This window comes from Amycolatopsis sp. cmx-11-51 (assembly GCF_047608665.1).
Lineage (GTDB): Bacteria > Actinomycetota > Actinomycetes > Mycobacteriales > Pseudonocardiaceae > Amycolatopsis.
This window is the reverse complement of the sequence record NZ_JADNQO010000002.1, coordinates 583,736-603,709: the sequence shown is the minus strand read 5'-3', so window position 1 is coordinate 603,709 and position 19,974 is coordinate 583,736. Positions and strand designations below refer to the sequence as shown.

Genomic DNA, 19,974 nt, shown 5'->3' with positions numbered 1-19,974 from the left:
AGCAGAATGCGGTCCATGAAGACTCCCGGCAGGCGATGGAGCGCGCTCCTCCCGCTGCTCATCGCTCTCCCCGTCCTCGTGGTCCCCGGCGTCGCGCAGGCCGAAACCGCACGTGGCTGCTTCGGCGACTCCGCGACGATCACCGTCGAGGAGCGGCGGCTCACCGCGACGCTGCCGTCGGGCGGTCCGGCGATCGGCCCGGAACTCGTCCGGCTGGCCGGGTTCGACAAGCTCGTCTCCGACTTCACGACGCGGCTCTGCGCGACGAAGACCGCTTTGCGCGCGGAGAAGCTCGCGGAGACCGCCGGTGACGGGCTCTGGCGGACCGCCGTCGACCGCGCGCAGGGCCGCCGTCCCGATCTCGGCAGCATCGACAAGGCCGACGACCGCCCGCTGTACTGGGCGCGCTTGCGGATGAGCAAGGCGCTGCGCCAGTGGACGCCGCGCTTCCCGCTGTCGGCCCCCGCCCGCGCCGGGCTGCTGAAGACGTTCGACGTCGGCGCCCGCGGTCTCGACGACTCTCGTTTCCCCGCCGGTCCGAAGCCGCGCCGGGTGCTGGTGAGCGGGTTCGACCCGTTCACGCTCAACGGTGCGGGCGTCCGCATCGCGAACCCGTCCGGCGCGGCCGCGCTGCACCTGGACGGCAAACTGATCCGGACGCCGACCGGTCCCGCGCTGGTGCAGGCCGTGTCGTTCCCGGTGGTGTGGAGCTACTTCGACACCGGCATCGTCGAGGCGGCCTACGGCCAGGCCCTGAAGGACCGTTCCCGGCGTCCGGAGCTGATCATGACGATCAGCCAGGGCCGCCCCGGCCGGTTCGACATCGAACGGTGGGCCGGTGCGTGGCGCGGTGGTTTCCCGGACAACCTCGACGAGTCCGTCACCGGCCAGGTCCCGCCCGCGCGGGGCTGGCCGCAGCCGGCCGTCCAGTTCATCGAAACCACGCTGCCGTACGAAAAGATGCTCGCCGCGCCCGCCGGGGCGTACCAGGTCCTGTACAACCAGGCGTTCTGCGTGTGGCCGGACAGCACGAAGCCGGGGACGGGGACGGCGGTGTGCCGGACGGACGCGCCGAAGCCCGGCGAAATCGCGGCTTCCGGTGGCGGCGGCAACTATCTCAGCAATGAATCGATGTACCGCGGCAACCGGTTGCGTACGGGACTCGGGCTGACCGGGATCGCGGGCGGGCACCTGCACACGCCTGTGCTCGGCACGCCGACCGACCCGGCGGCGCTGACCGACGCCGCTTTCGAGGCGCGGCGGGCGGCGATCTCGTCGCAGATCGTCAGCCTGCTCACGGCCGCCCTCGGTGGCACCGCGGCTCCGAGCGCTACGCCCGCTCCAGGCGCTACGCCCGCTCCGGGCACTTCGCCCGCTCCAGGCACTACGCCCGCTCCGGGCACTTCGCCACGCGCCGACGTCCTCGCCACCCTCGGCACGACCCTCTAACCGCCGCGTTTAGTCCTCTAGTTGCGGTAGTTCGGCGCCGAACTACCGCAACTAGAGGACTAATTGCGGCGTAGTGGGCGCGCTAGATGAGTTCCAGGGGGTCGAGCTGGATCCGGATGGGTTCGGTCGCCTTGCGCGCGTCCCGCTTGGCGGCGGCCTCGTGGACGGCGGCGGCGAGCGCCTTCCCGTCCGGACGGGCGACACGCACCAGGGCGCGCTCACGTTCGGCGTTGCCGTCCTCGTCGACCTCGCCGAGCGGCACCGGGCCCAGCACCTCGCCGCTCTCCGGCAGGGCGAGGTCGTCGAGCAGCCCGGCGACCGCGTCCGGGGTGCCTTCGACGCTCGCCATCCGCATCGCGGGCGGGAAGCCGAGTTCACGCCGCCCGGCCAGTTCCTGGCCCGCGTGCCAGCCCGGGTCCCACCGCACCAGCGCCTGCACGACCGAGAGACCCGCTTCCGCGCCGACGAACACGCGACCGCCTTCGGTACCCGGCCGCACCAGCGCCGCGGCCGCCATCCAGCGGCGCAGGGTCTCCTCCCCCGCGCGCAGGTCCTGCCGCCCCAGCAACGCCCAGCCGTCCAGCAGCAACGCCGCGCCGTAACCGCCTTCCGCGACCGGCTCGGCTCCCGGCGTGCACACCACCAGCGCCGGTTTTCCGGGCACTGAAGCCAAAACCTCCGACGCGCCCGAGGTCCGCACCGGGAATCCCGAGAACGCGCGGCCCAGTTCCTCCGCGGTTCGCTTTGAGCCGACGACGACCGCCCGCAGCCGCACGGAACCGCAAGCGGCGCAATGGAAGTTCGTCTCGGGGACACCGCACCACCGGCAGGCGGGCGGCCTCGGCGCGCCGTCGATCAGCCCACCCGGCAAGGAAAGCGGTCCCGCGCAGCGACGGCAGTGCGCGGACGTCCGGCAGTTGCCGCACGCGAGCCCTGGAACGTACCCGCGACGCGGAACCTGCACCAGCACGGGGAATCCGCCTGCCAGCGATTGCCGCGCCGCCTCGAAAGCGACCGACGGGAGCCGTGCCGCCTTCGCCGCTTCGTCCCGAGCGACGTCGAAGTCCTCGCCGACCGGCGTCACCCGGGGCGCGGCGGCCCGCAGTTCAGGGCGGGCCGCCACCAGCGGTTGCGCCCAGCCCGATTCGACCAGGAACTGCGCCTCGGCGGTACGCGCGAAACCGGCGACGAGCATGGACCCCTTCGCGGCGTGCGCGCGGTCCATCAGCACATCGCGGACGTGTGGGTAGGGCGCGTGCTGGTCGAGGTGGACGTCGTCGCCGTCGTCCCACACCACGAACAGGCCGGGGTCGGCGACCGGCGCGAACATCGCCGCGCGCGTGCCGACGACGACCCGCACCGCGCCCCGCAGTACCGCGAGCCAGCGGCGGTAGCGCTCGGCGGGGCCCAGCCCCGCGATCAGCGCGACCACGGCATCGGCCCCCATCAGCTGGGAACACGCGTCGTGCAGGCGGGTGAGGTCACGGTGGTCCGGCACGACCATCACGACGCCACGGTGGCTTGTGGAAGCCGCCACCGCCGCGGCTTCGGCGAGCCGGCGCGGCCAGTCCTCGCCCGGCAGGGCCTGCCAGACGGCGTTGGCGGGCCGCCGTTCCGCGACGGCCTCCAGGAACGCCGGTCCGCTCTGGTACTTCTCCCAGGCGGTGGTCTCGGGCGCCTCCGGTGTCGGCGCGGGCTCGGCGGGCGGCTCGCCCTCGACCTTCGCGTGCCGGGACGGGATGGCCAGCCGCAGGACGTCGCTGAGCGTGCCGCCGTACCGGTCCGCGACCGAGCGGCAGAGTGTGTGCAGCGCCGGGGGCAGCACCGGCTCGCTGGAGGTCACGCGGTCGATGTACGCGAGCTTCCCGGTGAAGTCCGTGGTGTCGGCGCGTTCGACGAGATACCCGTCTACGAGCTGGCCCGCGAACCGGACACGCACCCGGCAGCCGGGCACCGCGGCCTCGTGCAGCTTTTCCGGGATCTGGTAGTCGAAGGTCCGGTCGAGATGCGTGAGCGGGATGTCCACGACGATCCGCGCGACCGGGTTCTCGGGCGCGGGGTTCTGCGCGCCCCGACGGCTGGCGCTTTTCGCACGGGACGGTTTGGCCTTCCGCGCCGGTTCGGCTTTCGGAGGCTCCGGAAGGTCCCACAACGGGGCCGGTTCGGGACTGCTGCTCACCCGGTGATCTCTACCAGACTCTCCCGACACAGCCTGTCACCGCCGTGAGATGAACGGAGCTTTCCCTTGCAAATTTTGCAGAGAAAGTCCCGTTCATCTCATTGGCAGAGCGTCGAAAATCAGGCGCCGGCGGCCGACTTCAAGGCCGCCGCCCGCGCCGTGCTCTCCCAGGGGAGACCCAGCTCGGGGCGGCCGAAGTGGCCGTACGCGGCCGTCGGTGCGTAGATCGGGCGAAGCAGGTCGAGGTCGCGGATGATCGCGGCCGGACGCAGGTCGAAGACCTCTGTGATGGCGGCCTGGATCTTCGACGGGTCCACCGTTTCGGTGCCGAACGTCTCGACGAAGAGGCCCACCGGGGCCGCCTTGCCGATCGCGTACGCGACCTGGACCTCGGCGCGCGTGGCGAGCCCGGCGGCGATGACGTTCTTCGCCACCCAGCGCATCGCGTACGCGGCCGAACGGTCGACCTTGGAGGGATCCTTGCCGGAGAACGCGCCGCCACCGTGACGGGCCATGCCGCCGTAGGTGTCGACGATGATCTTGCGGCCGGTCAGGCCCGCGTCACCCATCGGGCCGCCGATGACGAAGCGGCCGGTCGGGTTGACCAGCAGCCGCACGTTGGAGGTGTCGAGACCGAGTTCGGCGAGCTCCGGGGCGACCACGTGCTCGCGGACGTCGACGCCGAGCATCTGCTCCAGGTCGATGCCGTCCGCGTGCTGGGTGGACACGACCACCGTGTCGAGCCGCACCGGCTGATCGCCGGCGTACTCGATGGTGACCTGCGTCTTGCCGTCCGGGCGCAGGTACGGCAGCACGCCGTCCTTGCGGACCCGGGTCAGCCGCTGCGAGAGCCGGTGCGCCAGCGCGATCGGCAGCGGCATCAACTCGGGGGTGTCCGAGCAGGCGTAGCCGAACATCAGGCCCTGGTCGCCGGCACCCTGACGGTTGATCTCGTCCTCGTCGGACTCGACGCGGGACTCGTACGCGGTGTCGACGCCCTGCGCGATGTCGGGTGACTGGGAGCCGATGGCGACGTTGACGCCACACGAGTTGCCGTCGAAACCCTTGGCCGAAGAGTCGTAGCCGATCTTCAGGATCACGTCGCGGACGATGGTCGGGATGTCCGCGTAGGCCTCGGTGGTCACCTCTCCGGCGACATGCACCTGCCCGGTGGTGATGAGGGTTTCTACCGCCACCCGGCTGCGCGGATCCTTGGCCAGCAGGCCGTCTAGGATCGAATCGCTGATGGCATCGCAAATCTTGTCGGGATGACCCTCAGTCACCGATTCAGATGTAAACAGTCTACTCGTGGACGCGGTCACGGTGGCCGTCACTTCCTCACCTAGACGTCTGATGCCCAGAAAGTTAGGCACCCCTCAGTTGCTATAAGCCTACTTACTATCGTTCGAAGGCCGGTCAACGCTTCATCAAGTTCACCACCGCGTCCCACAATGTGGACGCCAGTTCGGACTTGGCGCCCAGCGGGATCGGGATCTCGGTTCCGTCGGCCCCCAGCAGCCAACCCGAATTGTCCTCGGTCCCGAACGCTTTTCCCTCGCCGACGGCGTTCACCACCAGCAGGTCCGCACCCTTACGCTTCAATTTGACCCGCGCGTGGTCCAGAACGCCGCCCTTGTCGTCGCCGGTTTCCGCGGCGAACCCGACGACCAACTGGCCTTCTGTCCGGTTCCGCACCAGTTCGGCCAGGATGTCCGCGTTGCGCGCCAGCTCGACCACCGGATCCGGCGCGTCGTCGGACTTCTTGATCTTGTGGTCGGCCCGGTTCGACGGCCGGAAGTCGGCGACGGCGGCGGCCATCACCAGGATGTCCGCGGCGACGGCCTCGGCGTGCATCGCCTGGCGCATCTCCTCGGCTGTCGACACGTGGACGACCTTCGCGCCCGCCGGCTCCGGCAGCGCGACGGTGTGCGCGGTGACCAGAGTGACCTCGGCGCCGCGCTGGGCGGCGACGCGAGCCAGCGCGTAGCCCTGTTTGCCCGACGAGCGGTTGCCCAGGTAGCGGACCGGGTCCAGCGGCTCGCGGGTGCCGCCCGCCGAAATCGCCACCCGCACGCCTTCGAGGTCGCGCGGGAGGGCGTCCGGCACGGCGAGCAGGAGCCGGGCCAGGTCGACGATCTCGGCCGGGTCGGCGAGCCGCCCCTTGCCGGTGTCGGCGCCGGTGAGCCTGCCCGCGGCGGGTTCGGCGACGATCAGCCCGCGCGAACGCAGCAGCGCCACGTTGTCGCGGGTGGCCGGGTGCTCCCACATCTCGGTGTGCATCGCCGGGAAGAAGGCGATCGGGCACCGGGCGGTGAGCAGGGTGTTCGTCAGCAGGTCGTCCGCGATGCCGTGCGCGGCCTTGGCGAGCAGATTCGCCGTGGCGGGCACGACCACCACCAGATCGGCTTCCTTGCCGACGCGGACGTGCTGGACCTCGGGCACCTCGGTGAACACACCGGTGTGCACCGGGTGGCCGGAGAGTGCCTCGAAGGTGGCCGCGCCGACGAAGTTCAGCGCGGCTTCCGTGGGGACCACGCGGACGTCGTGACCGGATTCGGTCAGCCCGCGCAGAACCTCACAGGCCTTGTAGGCGGCGATCCCGCCGCCTACGCCCAGAACGATCTTGGGTTTACTCAACGGTGTTCTCGGCGGTTTTGCGCGGGATCACCTTGACAGCCGCCGTGGCCATTGAGTCCCTACTCACCCTCGGTGTGCTCGAGCAGGCCGCCATGGATCTCGCGCAGTGCGATGGACAGCGGCTTCTCGCGCGGGCCCGGCTCGACCAGCGGGCCGACGTACTCCAGCAGGCCCTCGCCCAGCTGGGCGTAGTAGTCGTTGATCTGACGAGCGCGCTTGGCCGCGTAGATCGCCAGCGCGTACTTCGAGCTGACCTTTTCGAGCAGGTCGTCGATCGGCGGGTTGGTGATGCCTTCGAGCTCTTCGTGAATACCGAGCGTGGACATGGTCGTCACTCGTGGTGCTCCGAATCTTCAAGTGTCAGGTCGCCGATCACCAAGTTTAGCAACTGCTCGGCGGCGTCTCGCACGTCGGCGTTGACGACTCGCTCGTCGAACTCCCCGGCGGCGGCGAGTTCGCGCTCCGCCTCGGCCAGCCTGGCCTTCACCGCGGCCTCGTTCTCGGTGCCGCGGCCGGTCAGCCTTCCGACCAGTTCGTCCCACGACGGCGGCATCAGCATCACCAGCCGCGCCTCCGGCATCGCCTTGCGGACCTGTCGCGCGCCCTGGAGTTCGATCTCCAGCACGGCGTTGCGGCCTGCCGCCAAAGCCCGTTCCACGGGCTCGCGCGGGGTGCCGTAGCAGTTGCCGGCGAACTCGGCGTGCTCCAGCAGTTCGCCCGCGGCGACCATGCGGTCGAACTCGGTGCGGTCGATGAAGTGGTAGTGCTCGCCGTCGACCTCACCCGGCCTCGGCTTCCTGGTGGTCACCGAGACGCTGAAATAGATTTCCGGATCCAGCTTGCGCAGCTCCCCCGCCACGCTCGACTTCCCGACCCCCGAAGGCCCTGATACGACCGTGAGCCGGTGCCGGGAGGAAACTCCCGCCACCGGCTCACCGCCGCGGTCAGCGCCCGGGGTCACCGGGTGGTCCTGACCGACGCCGCTCACTCGCCGCTGAATTCGGCCAGCAGCGCCTTGCGCTGCCGGTCGCCGAGGCCGCGAAGACGACGGCTGGGTGCGATCTCCAGTCGTTCCATGGTCTGCTGGGCACGGACCTTGCCGACACCCGGAAGAGCCTCGAGCAGAGCCGAGACCTTCATCTTGCCGAGGACTTCGTTCTCCTCGGCCTGCTTCAGCACCTCGACCAGAGTGGTACCGCCCCGCTTCAGCCGCTCCTTCAGCTCAGCACGGATGCGGCGGGCGGCGGCGGCCTTCTCCAGCGCCGCAGCGCGCTGTTCCTCTGTCAGCTGGGGAAGTGCCACGTTTTCCTCCGATAATTCTCAAATCTGGGTGGGTGTGGCGACGGTACCCACCCGTTACCTCGGCCCACAATGCGGGGGTGGCTGGTCATGACGGATTCCCGGGCCTGCTATTGGCCGTTTTCCAGGGAACCGAGGGAATCCCGTGTCCTCCGAACGGCCGCACGCAACGCTTCGGGGTCCGGCCCGTGCTTGAGCACATCACGCGAAGACGCCGGGAGCACACCCGGCAGCCGCGGCCCGAAAAGGGCCCGCAAATCGGCCGGAGTGGCCCCCTGCGCCCCGAAACCGGGTGCCAGCACGGGACCGTTCAGCTTGCTCAGATCGAGCTCTCCCGGCGTGACGGTGGCACCGACGACGACACCGACGTCACCCAGTGGCCCGACGCCCGCGTTATGCGCGCCCGCCGTGTCGACGATGTCCTGCGCGACGGTCTTTCCGTTGGGCAGCAAGGCGTTCTGCAGTCCCCGCGCCTCCGGGTTGGAGGTGCGCGCGAGGACGAACAGGCCCTTGCCTTGCTGCTGTGCAACCTCGACGGCGAAGTCCAGCGAGCCGAACCCGAGGTACGGCGACACGGTGATGGCGTCGGCCTCGAGTTCCGCCCCCGTGGGCAGGAACGCCGCCGTGTACGCCGCCATGGTCGAACCGATGTCGCCGCGCTTGACGTCCAGCAGGACGAGCGCGCCCGCTTCGCGGCACACCTTCATCGTCTTGGCCAGAACGGCGACCCCAGGAGGCCCGTAGGCCTCGAAAAAGGCCGATTGGGGCTTGATCACCGCGACCTCGGGCGCGATCGTCTCAGCGGTTGTGAGCGCGAACTTCTCCAAACCGCCCGCGTCCGCCGGAAGCCCCCACGCCTGGAGCAACCCGGGATGGGGGTCGATTCCGGCGCAGAGCGGCCCCTTCTCCGCGATCGCCCGCGCCAGCCTCGACCCGAACCGCCCGCTCACGCCTTGGCCTTCAGCGCCGCCTGGAGGCTCTGCAGCGACCGCACGCCGATGTCGCCCTTGATGACGGCCTCTATCCCGTGCACGGCCGCCGCGGCGCCCTGCACCGTGGTGATACAGGGAATGTCCCGCGACACCGCGGCGGTACGGATTTCGTAGCCGTCGATGCGGGGACCGCTGTTGCCGTAAGGGGTGTTGATCACCATCTGCACCTCACCGCTGAGGATGACGTCCACGACGTTCTGCTCCCCTTCGGCCGAACCTTCGTAGTGCTTGCGCACGACGGTGCAGGGAATCCCGTTGCGCCGCAACACTTCCGCCGTACCGGAGGTGGCGAGGATCTCGAAACCGAGGTCCGCCAGCCGCTTCACCGGGAACACCAGCGAGCGCTTGTCGCGGTTGGCGACGGAGACGAACACCTTGCCCGACGTCGGCAGCGAACCGTAGGCACCGGCCTGGGACTTGGCGAACGCCTTCCCGAAGGAGACGTCGACACCCATGACCTCGCCGGTGGACTTCATCTCCGGGCCGAGCAGCGAATCGACGCCGTGCCCCTCGGGGGTGCGGAAGCGGTGGAACGGCAGGACCGCCTCCTTGACCGCGACCGGCGAATCGGCGGGCATGTGGCCCCCGTCACCCTCGGCCGGGAGGACGCCGGACCCGCGCAGGTCCTTGATCGACGAGCCGGTCATGATCAGCGCCGCGGCCTTGGCCAGCGGCACCGCGGTCGCCTTCGACACGAACGGCACCGTCCGCGACGCGCGCGGGTTCGCCTCCAGGACGTACAGGACGTCGTCCTTGAGCGCGTACTGGACGTTCAGCAGCCCGCGGACGCCGACACCACGCGCGATGGCCTCGGTCGAGCGGCGCACCGTCTCGATGTCGGTCCGGCCCAGCGTGATCGGCGGGAGCGCGCAGGAGGAGTCGCCGGAGTGGATCCCGGCCTCCTCGATGTGCTCCATGACGCCGCCGAGGAAGAGGTCGTCACCGTCGAACAGCGCGTCGACGTCGATCTCGATGGCGTCGTCGAGGAACCGGTCCACCAGCACCGGGTGCTCGGGGGTGACCTCGGTGGCGCGGTGGATGTAGCCGGCGAGGGACTCCTCGTCGTACACGATCTCCATGCCGCGCCCGCCGAGTACGTAGGACGGCCGCACCAGGACCGGGTAGCCGATCTTGTCGGCGATCCGCTTCGCGCCCTCGAACGAGGTCGCCGTGCCGTACTTCGGCGCGGGCAGTCCGGCGTCGGTGAGGACCTCGCCGAACGCGCCGCGGTCCTCGGCGAGGTGGATCGCGTCCGGGGAGGTGCCGATCACCGGGACACCTGCGTCAGCGAGGCGCTTCGCGAGCGAGAGCGGTGTCTGGCCGCCCAGCTGCACGATGACCCCGGTGACGGTGCCCGACTCCTGCTCGGCGTGAACCACTTCCAGGACGTCTTCGAACGACAGCGGCTCGAAGTAGAGCCTGTCCGAGGTGTCGTAGTCGGTGGAGACGGTCTCGGGGTTGCAGTTGACCATGACCGCTTCGAAACCGGCCTCGCGCAACGCGATGGCGGCGTGCACGCACGAGTAGTCGAACTCGATGCCCTGCCCGATGCGGTTCGGCCCGGAGCCGAGGATCAGCACCTTCGGCTTCTCGGTCTGCGCGGTGATCTCCGACTGGGCCGCGGGGTCGGTCTCGTAGGCCGAGTAATGGTACGGCGTCTTGGCCGCGAACTCGGCCGCGCAGGTGTCGACGGTCTTGTACACCGGCCGCACGCCGAGACGGCGGCGCAGCGCGCGGACACCGTCCTCGCCCGCCAGCTCCGGCCGCAGCGCGGCGATCTGCTGGTCCGACAGGCCGGTGCGCTTCGCCCGCCGCAGCAGCGGCTCGTCGAGCACCAGCGCGTCACGGACCTCGGAGCCGACCTCACCGATGAGGGCGATCTGGTCGATGAACCACGGGTCGATGCCCGACGCTTCGTGGATCTGCTCGACGGTGCCGCCGAACCGCAGTGCCCGCTCGACCTCGTAGAGGCGCCCGTCGTGCGGCGTGCGCAGGGCGTCCAAAATGGACTCGAGCGTCGCGCCATCGGGGTCGGGCCGGGTCCAGAAGCCGGTGGCCTTGGTGTCGATGGAGCGCAGTGCCTTGCCGAGCGCTTCGGGGAAGCTGCGGCCGAACGACATCGCCTCGCCGACGCTCTTCATCGTCGTCGTCAGCGTGGGGTCGGCGCCAGGGAACTTCTCGAAGGCGAACCGCGGAACCTTCACCACGACGTAGTCCAGCGTCGGCTCGAAGGCCGCCGGGGTCTCGCCGGTGATGTCGTTGCGGATCTCGTCGAGGGTGTAGCCGATGGCGAGCTTCGCGGCGATCTTGGCGATCGGGAAGCCGGTCGCCTTCGACGCCAGCGCGCTCGACCGGGAGACGCGCGGGTTCATCTCGATGACGACCATGCGGCCGTCGGCCGGGTCGATCGCGAACTGGATGTTGCAGCCGCCGGTGTCGACGCCGACCTCGCGCAGCACCGCGATACCGACGTCGCGCATGTGCTGGTACTCGCGGTCGGTCAGCGTCATCGCGGGCGCGACGGTGACCGAGTCGCCGGTGTGCACGCCCATCGCGTCGATGTTCTCGATCGAGCAGACGACCACCACGTTGTCGTGCCGGTCGCGCATGAGCTCGAGTTCGAACTCCTTCCAGCCGAGGACGCTCTCCTCGATGAGCACCTCGGTGACCGGCGACTCGTCGAGCCCGGTGGAGGCGAGCCGCTCCAGTTCCGCGTCGGTGTGCGCCATGCCGGAGCCGAGCCCGCCCATGGTGAACGACGGCCGGATGACCACCGGGAGGCCGACCTCGGCGACGGTCGCGCGGACCTCGTCCATGTCGTGGCAGACCCGCGAACGCGGCACCTCGGCGCCGATCGTGCGGACGATGTCCTTGAACTTCTGCCGGTCCTCGCCGCGCTGGATGGCCTCGACGTCGGCGCCGATCAGCTCGACGCCGTACTTCTCCAGTACACCGCGCTCGTGCAGGGCGACAGCGCAGTTGAGCGCGGTCTGCCCGCCGAGGGTCGCGAGGATCGCGTCGGGGCGCTCCAGGGCGATGACCTTCTCGACGAATTCCGGGGTGACCGGCTCGATGTAGGTGGCGTCGGCGAACTCGGGGTCGGTCATGATGGTCGCCGGGTTCGAGTTCACCAGCGAGACGCGCAGTCCCTCTTCGCGGAGTACGCGGCAGGCCTGGGTGCCGGAGTAGTCGAACTCCGCCGCCTGGCCGATCACGATCGGCCCGGAGCCGATCACCAGCACGTGCTGGATGTCTGTCCTCTTCGGCATTAGTTTTCCTCACTCACCAGGCGCCGCAAACCGTCGCGGAAGACCTGAAAACTCTGGGAACGATTGTTCTCTACATCCATGTGTGGCGCGATATCACGGGCGGCGATCATCTTCGCCAGCCCCTTCTTGTGGTAGCCGTGCTGCTGGAACAAGTGCTCCAGCGCTTCCCACGCTCCACCAGGCACATCTTCCGGCTCTCGGAACTTGACCCGCTTCACCAGATCAAGGGAAACCCTGGGATAAGCCGCATGCACCGCCGAAACATCGCCGAGGAACCACGCTTCGAGTTCCTCGATCACGATCCGGAACAGAACAGCCTCGGCCGGAAGCCCGGCTTCCTTCGCCATCCGGGACAGCTGAGCCTTGAGCTCCAGGCAGTCATCGTCATCGCGGTCGACCAGCACCACGACTCGTGAGTTGACCGCCCTCCAGTAGTACGTGTACTCGCGAAACCGGTGCGGCAGCTTGCGGAGCAGGTCTTCCTTGCCGTCGAACGGGGCAATCCGAAAAGCCACGCCGGGCGTGATCTTCGGAAGCAAGGCACGCAAAGCCTCATCCGCCGAACGCTCTTCGACCAGCACCACGAGATTCACCGGACTGCCTGCGCTCACGCCTGCTCCGCGAGGGGGTCGCCGAACCGGAAGTAACCTTCGGTCCACAGATCACCGAGCGCACCACCGGATTCCACCATCCGAACCAACTGAGGCTGGACAGAAGCGTGCATCACCTCGGTGTTGCCGGCGACTCCTCGTGCGAACATCCAAACCTCGTTCGGCCGCGTCGCGTCGACGAAACGCGGTGAGTGCGTCGCGACGATCACCTGGCCGCTCTCCGACATCCTCGCTTCGTCAGCGAGTGGGTAGTGCAGCCTGGGGTGCACCTGGTTTTCCGGTTCTTCGAGCAACAAGACGGAAGCTGGATCGCGCATGGCGACCAGGTAGGCCAGCAGCGTGAGCGTCCCGTCCGAGATGTGGTCCGGCGAGATCAGTTCATCGGCGCCTCGCTCCTTCAACCGGACGATGAAACTGCCATCGCCCAGCTGCATCGACGAGAAATCCTCGAGCCTCGGAACATAGCGTCGTAGTGAACGGAGTATCCCGGCCCAGACCTCTGGGCGTCGTTCTTGGAGTTGCTCGACGACTATGGCGATGTTGTCGCCTGATGAGGAAAGCCGCGTAGCCTTCCCGCCCTTTTTGGCACCCTTGCGCATCTGTTCGACATCGATGTGCACCGAATGCCAGTCCAGCACGAGCTTCCGGAATTCGGCGACTCGGTTGTAGCGGTTGAGACGACCGAAGGTGTCCAAAGCCAGTGCCTCACCGTCGGCCAGATCCTCCCTGAGCCTCTGGTCACCGGACTCGGAGTACACGACGCCTTGCCCACCGTGGAACTCGAGCAGTGCCCGCCAGCCCGGCGCGCCAGCCGGCCGCCACCGCAGAATCTCCTCGGGGGCACCGGTTCCGTCGAAGGCCAGTCGATACTCGAACGCGCCTTCCTCGGTCTGATAGCCGACCTCGATCTCGACGCGCTCCGTGGAACCGATGGTCCTGATCTCCGGAAGGCCACCGCGACGGGCAAGCGCGAAACCCAGGCCGCGCTGTACAGCCTCGCTGACGAAGAGCAGCGCGTCCAGCAAGGTGGACTTGCCGCTGCCGTTCGGACCGAGAAGCGCCGTGATGGGCGTCAGGCCGTCCAGCTCGACGTCCCGAAGCACCCGGTAATTCCGGATCCGGATCCGCTCGATTCCGGTCGTGACCGTCATCGCCCGGCCTTCTTCTCCATCAAGCTCACGAACTCGTCGAACAGGGGGGCCGCGTCGTGCGGGCCGGCGGCGGCCTCGGGGTGGTACTGCACCGAGAACGCGGGGACGTCGAACACGCGGACACCTTCGACGGTGTCGTCGTTCGGGCAGTAGTGCGAGATCTGCGCGGCGCCGAACGGCGTCTCGAACCGCTGACCCGGCTCGCCTTCGAGAGCGAAACCGTGGTTCTGCGCGGTGATCGCGACCCGTTTGGTCGCCACGTCGATCACCGGGATGTTGATCCCACGGTGGCCGTAGCGCATCTTGTAGGTGCCCAGTCCCAGCGCGCGGCCGAGGATCTGGTTGCCGAAGCAGATGCCGAACAGCGGGATCTCCCGCTGCAGCACCGCTTTCGTCAGCTCCGTCGCGTGCGCGGTGGTCGCCGGGTCGCCGGGGCCGTTGGACAGGAACACACCGTCCGCCTCGACCGCGAGCAGTTCGTCCACAGTGGACGACGAGGGCAGGACGTGGACCTCGATGCCGCGCGCGGCCATCTGCCTCGGAGTGTTGGACTTGATGCCCAGGTCCAGCGCGGCGACGCGGAACTTCCGCTCCCCTTGCGCTTCGACGACGTACGACTGCTTGGTGCTGACCTCGCCGGCGAGATCGGCACCCTTCATCTGCGGACTGGCCTGCACCTGCGCGAGCATCTCTTCGTCACTGTCCAGCGCGTCACCGGAGAACACGCCGGACCGCATGGCGCCCCGTTCGCGCAGATGCCGGGTCAGCGTGCGGGTGTCCACTTCGGAGATCCCGACGACGCCCTGACGCTCCAGTTCCTCGTCCAGCGTGCGCTTCGAGCGCCAGTTGGACGGGGTGCGCGCCGGGTCGCGGACGACGTAGCCCGAGACCCAGATGCGCGAGGACTCGTCGTCCTCGTCGTTCCAGCCGGTGTTCCCGATCTGCGGCGCGGTCTGGACCACGATCTGCCGGTGGTAGGAGGGGTCGGTCAGCGTCTCCTGGTAGCCGGTCATGCCGGTGCAGAACACCGCCTCGCCCAGACTCCGCCCACGGGCGCCGTACGCGGAGCCGCGGAACACGCGGCCGTCTTCGAGGACCAGAGCAGCCGGTGCGCGGGTGCCGTTCGCGGTGCTCATCAGGCACCTCCCTTGATGTCGTTGCGAGTGTCTTGCAAAGCTTCGATCCATTGTGGATAGTCGTCTACGTCGTCGCCGCGGAATCCGGTGTCCAGCTCGACGTCGCCGGCCAGCCAGGTGATGACGAGCAGCGCGTCGATGCCCATCACCTTCCCGGCCATTCCCTTGTCCTTGCGGACGCCGGTGATGGAACCGCGTGGGATCCAGAAGTCCGGGGCACCGCCGCGTTCGATGGCGATGCCGTCGGCGTGCAGCCGCCAGACCGCGCCGGTGCGCAGGCCGGCGCCGCGGGTGACCACGCGCTCCTGCCAGTGCCCCGCCTTCGTCGTGCTGATGTAAACCCCGCTTGACTCCAGTTCGGCGAAACCGGGTTCGGCGGGGATCTCGGCGAACGGCGGTACCTGGACGCTCTGCACGCGGGACTTCCGCCGCCAGCCGCGCCACATCAGCAGCACGCACAGCAGGAAGAAGGCGAAGACCGCCAGGGTCAGCAGAATCCGGTCACTCATGGGGCGATCTTCCCCTCCCGCGTGGTGATCCGCCCGCGCAGCAACGTCGCCGTCACCACGCCGGGGAGCCGCATTCCTTCGTACGGGGTGTTCGCCGCGATGCTCGCGAACTCCACGCCGCGTACGGTCCATTCCGTGTCCGGGTCCACCAGCGTCAGGTTGGCCGGTTCGCCGACCTCGATCGGACGGCCGTGATCGGACAGGTTCCCGATCTCGGCGGGCCGCTCGCTCATCACCCGCGCCACGCCCCGCCAGTCGAGCAGGCCGGTGCGGACCATGGTCTCGACCACGATCGACAGCGCGGTCTGCAGGCCGAGCATGCCGGGCCGGGCCGAGTTCCACTCACAGTCCTTGTCCTGGACGGCGTGCGGCGCGTGGTCGGTGGCGACGCAGTCGATGACGCCCTCGGCCAGCGCGGCACGCAGCTTTTCGGCGTCGGACCCGGTGCGCAGCGGCGGGTTGACCTTGTTGACCGGGTCGTAGGTGGCGAGCCGCTCGTCGGTCAGCAGCAGATGGTGCGGGGTGACCTCGGCCGAGACCTTGGTGCCGCGCTCCTTGGCCCACTTCAGGATGTCGGCCGTGCCCGAGGTCGAAACGTGGCAGACGTGCAGCCGCGCGTTCGCGTGCTGCGCGAGCAGGCAGTCGCGGGCGACGATCGACTCCTCCGCCGAGGCGGGCCAGCCGGTGTAGCCCAGGCGCGCGGCCTGCTCACCTTCGTGCGCCTGTGCACCGGCGGTCAGCCGGGGCTCCTCGGCGTGCTGGGCGATGACCACACCGAGCGCCGTCGAGTACTCCAGCGCGCGGCGCATCAGCAGCGGGTCCGCGACGCAGAGGCCGTCGTCGGAGAAGACCTTCACCCGCGCTTCGGACTTCGCCATGGTGCCGATTTCGGCGAGCTTCTCGCCCTTGAGGCCCACGGTGACCGCGCCGACCGGATGCACGTCGACCAGGCCGGCCTCCTGCCCGCGGCGCCACACGTGGTCGACGATCACCGCGTTGTCGGCCACCGGGTCGGTGTTGGCCATCGCGAACACCGCGGTGTAGCCGCCGAGCGCGGCCGCGGCCGAACCGGTGGCGATGGTCTCGGTGTCCTCGCGGCCGGGTTCACGCAGGTGGGTGTGCAGGTCGACGAAGCCGGGGAGCAGCACTTGGCCGCCCGCCTCGATCACTTCGGCCTCGTCCGGGACGTCGATCGAACCGATGTCGGTGATCACGCCGTCCTCGACGAGTACGTCGACCGGGTCGCCCTCTCCGTAGGGTCGGGCGCCCTGGATCAGGACGGTGGTCATGCGTCGGCCCCTTCGCTGGCGAGCAGGTGATAAAGGACCGCCATGCGCACGTGGACGCCGTTGCGGACCTGTTCGGTGATGGCCGAGGCCGGGGAGTCGGCGACCGCCGAGGCGATCTCCATCCCGCGCAGCATCGGACCGGGGTGCAGGACGACGGCGTGCTCGGGCAGCAGCTTCATCCGGCGTTCGTTGAGGCCGTACGCGATCGAATACTCGCGCGCCGAGGGAAAAAAGCTCTGCCCTGGCCCCCCGGCTGTCATCCGCTCCGCCTGGACCCGCAGCATCATGACCGCGTCGACCGCGGGCAGTTCGGCGTCGAGTTCGTGCGACACCGTGACCGGGAGGCTTTTCACCCCGACCGGCAGCAGGGTCGGTGGCGCGACGAGCACCACTTCGACACCGAGCGAGGACAGCAGGTGGATGTTCGACCGCGCCACCCGGCTGTGCAAAACGTCGCCGACGATCGCGATGCGGCGACCTTCCAAGGAACCGAGCCGCTCCCGCAGGGTCGCCGCGTCGAGCAGCGCCTGCGTCGGATGCTCGTGGGTGCCGTCCCCCGCGTTGACGACCGCCGTCCCGGCCTCGGCGAGCCAGCCCGAAAGCCGCAGCGCCGCCCCGGAGGCGGGGTGCCGGATGATCACGCAGTCGGCGCCGGCCGCGGCCAGCGTCAGCGCGGTGTCCCGCAGCGATTCGCCCTTGTTGACCGAGGAACTGGACGCGGAGACGTTGATCACGTCGGCGCTCATCCACTTGCCCGCGATCTCGAACGAGACGCGGGTGCGGGTCGAGTTCTCGTAGAACAGGGTGATGACGGTGCGGCCGCGTAACGTCGGCAGTTTGCGGACCTCGCGGCCCAGCAAGGTGTGCTTGAGCTCTTCGGCGGTGTCCAGCACGGCTGTCGCGAGCGCCGGGTCGAGCCCGTCGGTGGCGAGCAGGTGCTTCACGATCGGTCTCCTTCTGATTGCGCCCGCAACAGAACGGTGTCCCGTCCGTCCACTTCGGACAGCAGGACCTCGATCCCCTCGGTACGCGAGGTGGGCACGTTCTTGCCCACGTAGTCGGCGCGGATCGGCAGTTCGCGGTGGCCGCGGTCGACCAGCACGGCCAGCTGGACCGCGCGGGGGCGGCCGTGGTCGCGCAGGGCGTCGAGGGCGGCGCGGATGGTGCGGCCGGAGAACAGCACGTCGTCGACCAGGATCACCACCGCGTCGTCGATGCCGGTCGGCGGCAGCTGCGAATGCTCGAGCGCGCGGGGCGGGCGGCGGCGGAGATCATCACGGTAGAGCGTGATGTCCAGCGCGCCGGTCGGCGGACGGATGCCGGAGAACTCGGCGATCTTGTCCGCGAGCCGCAGGGCGAGCGGGGTACCCCGGGTGGGGATGCCCAGCAACACGGGCGGAGCCGAGCCACCCGCACCGAGAGCGGTCTTCTCGATGACCTGGTGGGCCATTCGGGCGATCGTGCGCGCGACATCGCCGGACGAGAGGAGCTCACGCTCTCCCGCCGGTTCCGCCGCGCCACGTGGACGTGACGACAAGGCGGACCTCCTTCCCCGCCTCTCTGGACGGGTCCTTAAAGGACGTCGACTTCCTGCGTGGCGAGGAAATCGACTCGACACTAGCAGGATCGGGACCTCAGTCTTATGGGTGGCGCGCCCCAGGTGACGAACGCCTCTCGAAAGCAGCCGCTTGACCTGGTGACAACTATGCGTAACCATTACTCTGAGTATTCGACTCTAGAGTCCCCTGGACCGGTCACTTCGACCGGTTGGGGGTGAGGAAACGGAGAACCACCAGATGGGCGATTACGCCAAGGCGCTCGGGGCCAAGCTCCGCGGGATCCGCCAGCAGCAGGGCCTGTCCCTGCACGGGGTCGAGCAGAAGTCCGGAGGCCGCTGGAAGGCCGTCGTCGTCGGTTCGTACGAGCGCGGCGACCGCGCCGTCACCGTGCAGAAGCTCGCCGAGCTGGCCGATTTCTACGGCGTGCCGGTGGTCGAACTGCTGCCGGAGGGCCGGGTGCCGTCGGGTGCGGAGCCCGCCACGAAGATCGTCATAAACCTGGAGCGCCTACAGCAGCTCCCGGCGGAGAAGGTCGGACCGCTCGCCCGCTACGCGGCCACCATCCAGAGCCAGCGCGGCGACTACAACGGCAAGGTGCTCTCCATCCGCACCGAAGACCTGCGTTCGCTGGCGATCATCTACGACATGACCCCCGGTGAACTCACCGAGCAGCTGATCGACTGGGGTGTGCTGCCGCCCGAGGCTCGACCGTCCAAAGAGGACTAGAGGTGGCGACGTTTTCGGTCCGGGGGGACCGGAAACGCCACCGGCCCCGCCGAGCACGAAAACGGGCCGTGCCCTTGCGAAGAGGACACGGCCCGTTGTAGCACGTCTTCTAGAGGACCGCGCGAAGCCTGTCGGCGATCGTGCCGATCCGGCCGAGCACGCCGTTCACGAACCGCGGCGAGTCGTCGGTCGACAGCTCCTTCGCCAGTCCGACGGCCTCGTCGATGGCGACCGGGTCCGGCACGTCCTCGGCCCACAGCAGCTCGTAGACGCCGACCCGCAGCACCGCGAGATCGACCGGCGGCATCCGGTCCAGCGTCCAGCCCTGTGCGTGTTCCGAAAGCAGCTCGTCGATCTGGGTCTTGCGGGCGGTGACGCCCTCGACCAGCGAGATCGTGTAGTCCCCGATCGGGTCGACCTCGACCGAACCGACCCGGTCCGCCAGCAGCGTCACCGCGTCGGCACCGCGCTGGGCGGCCTCGTACATTATCTCGACAGCACGCTTACGGGCTTGCCGACGGCTGATCGGCCCGCCGCGGTTCGGCGACTTCTTGGATCGATCCGGCCCGGACTTGTCTGAGCCTGCCATCAGTTGGAGACGCGGCCCAGGTAGCGGCCGTCACGGGTGTCGACCTTGATCTTCTCGCCGGTGGTGAGGAACAGCGGCACCTGGATCTCGGCGCCGGTCTCCAACGTGGCCGGCTTGGTGCCGCCGGTGGACCGGTCGCCCTGCAGGCCAGGGTCGGTGTGCTGGACGATCAGCTCGACCGAGGTCGGCAGCTCGATGTACAGCGGGACGCCCTCGTGCACCGCGACCTGGACCTCGAAGTTCTCGAGCAGGTAGTTCGCGTTGTCGCCGACGGTCTCGGCCAGCACGGTGATCTGGTCGTAGGTCTCCGCGTCCATGAACACGAAGTCCGTGCCGTCCTTGTACAGGTACGTCATGTTGCGGCGGTCGACGGTGGCCGTATCGACCTTCGTGCCCGCGTTGAAGGTCTTGTCGACGACCTTGCCGGTCAGCACGTGCTTGAGCGTGGTGCGGACGAACGCACCACCCTTGCCCGGCTTGACGTGCTGGAACGCGGTGACGGTCCAGAGCTGGCCGTCGAGGTTGAGGACGAGCCCGTTCTTCAGGTCGTTGGTGGTGGCCACGAGTGTGCAGTCTCCT

General features: G+C 69.0%; 19 protein-coding genes. 2 read left to right on the top strand and 17 right to left on the bottom strand.

Going from position 1 to position 19,974, the window contains the following annotated elements:
* Window positions 1–6: 6 nt before the first annotated feature.
* Complete coding sequence (locus ACM6LU_RS11790; protein ID WP_414937663.1) at window positions 7–1,449, top strand: hypothetical protein; 1,443 nt, start codon at window positions 7–9, stop codon at window positions 1,447–1,449.
* Between the two features lie 82 nt (window positions 1,450–1,531).
* Here the strand turns inward: ACM6LU_RS11790 and ACM6LU_RS11785 are convergent, their stop codons facing one another.
* From ACM6LU_RS11785 to pyrR, 15 genes are all read right to left on the bottom strand, one after another.
* Entirely contained in the window at window positions 1,532–3,628 is a 2,097-nt protein-coding gene (locus tag ACM6LU_RS11785) for a primosomal protein N' (RefSeq protein WP_414937662.1), read from the bottom strand.
* 119 nt (window positions 3,629–3,747) lie between these two features.
* On the bottom strand, window positions 3,748–4,950 hold the full coding sequence (gene metK / locus ACM6LU_RS11780; RefSeq protein WP_414937954.1) for a methionine adenosyltransferase: 1,203 nt from the start codon (window positions 4,948–4,950) through the stop codon (window positions 3,748–3,750).
* 94 nt (window positions 4,951–5,044) lie between these two features.
* A complete protein-coding gene (coaBC, locus tag ACM6LU_RS11775) occupies window positions 5,045–6,265 on the bottom strand; it encodes a bifunctional phosphopantothenoylcysteine decarboxylase/phosphopantothenate--cysteine ligase CoaBC (RefSeq protein ID WP_414937661.1) in 1,221 nt (406 codons plus the stop codon).
* Between the two features lie 59 nt (window positions 6,266–6,324).
* The gene (rpoZ, locus tag ACM6LU_RS11770; RefSeq protein ID WP_364025271.1) at window positions 6,325–6,591 is read right to left on the bottom strand and encodes a DNA-directed RNA polymerase subunit omega; all 267 of its coding nucleotides are present in this window, start codon (window positions 6,589–6,591) and stop codon (window positions 6,325–6,327) included.
* Window positions 6,592–6,596: 5 nt separating this feature from the next.
* Window positions 6,597–7,253, bottom strand: a complete 657-nt coding sequence (gmk, locus tag ACM6LU_RS11765) for a guanylate kinase (RefSeq protein ID WP_414937660.1) — start codon at window positions 7,251–7,253, stop codon at window positions 6,597–6,599.
* On the bottom strand, window positions 7,250–7,567 hold the full coding sequence (mihF, locus tag ACM6LU_RS11760; protein ID WP_364025209.1) for an integration host factor, actinobacterial type: 318 nt from the start codon (window positions 7,565–7,567) through the stop codon (window positions 7,250–7,252). The genes gmk and mihF overlap by 4 nt, the downstream gene beginning before the upstream one ends.
* Window positions 7,568–7,674: 107 nt before the next feature.
* Window positions 7,675–8,514 carry an orotidine-5'-phosphate decarboxylase gene (gene pyrF / locus ACM6LU_RS11755; RefSeq protein ID WP_414937659.1) on the bottom strand — a complete coding sequence of 280 codons (840 nt, stop codon included), beginning with the start codon at window positions 8,512–8,514 and terminating at the stop codon, window positions 7,675–7,677.
* Window positions 8,511–11,825: a carbamoyl-phosphate synthase large subunit gene (gene carB, locus ACM6LU_RS11750; protein WP_414937658.1), complete on the bottom strand. Its 3,315-nt coding sequence runs from the start codon at window positions 11,823–11,825 to the stop codon at window positions 8,511–8,513. Before carB ends, pyrF begins: the two co-directional genes overlap by 4 nt.
* Window positions 11,825–12,436, bottom strand: coding sequence for a DUF4276 family protein (locus ACM6LU_RS11745; RefSeq protein ID WP_414937657.1), 612 nt, complete (start codon window positions 12,434–12,436; stop codon window positions 11,825–11,827). Before ACM6LU_RS11745 ends, carB begins: the two co-directional genes overlap by 1 nt.
* Window positions 12,433–13,587, bottom strand: coding sequence for an AAA family ATPase (locus ACM6LU_RS11740; RefSeq protein ID WP_414937656.1), 1,155 nt, complete (start codon window positions 13,585–13,587; stop codon window positions 12,433–12,435). Before ACM6LU_RS11740 ends, ACM6LU_RS11745 begins: the two co-directional genes overlap by 4 nt.
* Window positions 13,584–14,723: a glutamine-hydrolyzing carbamoyl-phosphate synthase small subunit gene (carA, locus tag ACM6LU_RS11735; RefSeq protein ID WP_414937655.1), complete on the bottom strand. Its 1,140-nt coding sequence runs from the start codon at window positions 14,721–14,723 to the stop codon at window positions 13,584–13,586. The genes ACM6LU_RS11740 and carA overlap by 4 nt, the downstream gene beginning before the upstream one ends.
* Window positions 14,723–15,232: a transporter gene (locus ACM6LU_RS11730; RefSeq protein WP_414937654.1), complete on the bottom strand. Its 510-nt coding sequence runs from the start codon at window positions 15,230–15,232 to the stop codon at window positions 14,723–14,725. The genes carA and ACM6LU_RS11730 overlap by 1 nt, the downstream gene beginning before the upstream one ends.
* A complete protein-coding gene (locus tag ACM6LU_RS11725) occupies window positions 15,229–16,521 on the bottom strand; it encodes a dihydroorotase (RefSeq protein WP_414937653.1) in 1,293 nt (430 codons plus the stop codon). Before ACM6LU_RS11725 ends, ACM6LU_RS11730 begins: the two co-directional genes overlap by 4 nt.
* Entirely contained in the window at window positions 16,518–17,465 is a 948-nt protein-coding gene (locus ACM6LU_RS11720) for an aspartate carbamoyltransferase catalytic subunit (RefSeq protein ID WP_414937652.1), read from the bottom strand. Before ACM6LU_RS11720 ends, ACM6LU_RS11725 begins: the two co-directional genes overlap by 4 nt.
* Window positions 17,462–18,058, bottom strand: coding sequence for a bifunctional pyr operon transcriptional regulator/uracil phosphoribosyltransferase PyrR (pyrR, locus tag ACM6LU_RS11715; RefSeq protein ID WP_414937651.1), 597 nt, complete (start codon window positions 18,056–18,058; stop codon window positions 17,462–17,464). The genes ACM6LU_RS11720 and pyrR overlap by 4 nt, the downstream gene beginning before the upstream one ends.
* Before the next feature lie 259 nt (window positions 18,059–18,317).
* Here pyrR and ACM6LU_RS11710 point away from each other — a divergent pair, with 259 nt between their 5' ends.
* The gene (locus ACM6LU_RS11710) at window positions 18,318–18,806 is read left to right on the top strand and encodes a transcriptional regulator (protein ID WP_003096372.1); all 489 of its coding nucleotides are present in this window, start codon (window positions 18,318–18,320) and stop codon (window positions 18,804–18,806) included.
* A 109-nt stretch (window positions 18,807–18,915) separates the two neighbouring features.
* On the opposite strand, the gene nusB is transcribed toward ACM6LU_RS11710, so the two are convergent.
* Entirely contained in the window at window positions 18,916–19,395 is a 480-nt protein-coding gene (gene nusB, locus ACM6LU_RS11705) for a transcription antitermination factor NusB (protein WP_414937650.1), read from the bottom strand.
* Complete coding sequence (gene efp / locus ACM6LU_RS11700; protein ID WP_125783626.1) at window positions 19,395–19,958, bottom strand: elongation factor P; 564 nt, start codon at window positions 19,956–19,958, stop codon at window positions 19,395–19,397. The genes nusB and efp overlap by 1 nt, the downstream gene beginning before the upstream one ends.
* Between the last annotated feature and the right edge of the window lie 16 nt (window positions 19,959–19,974).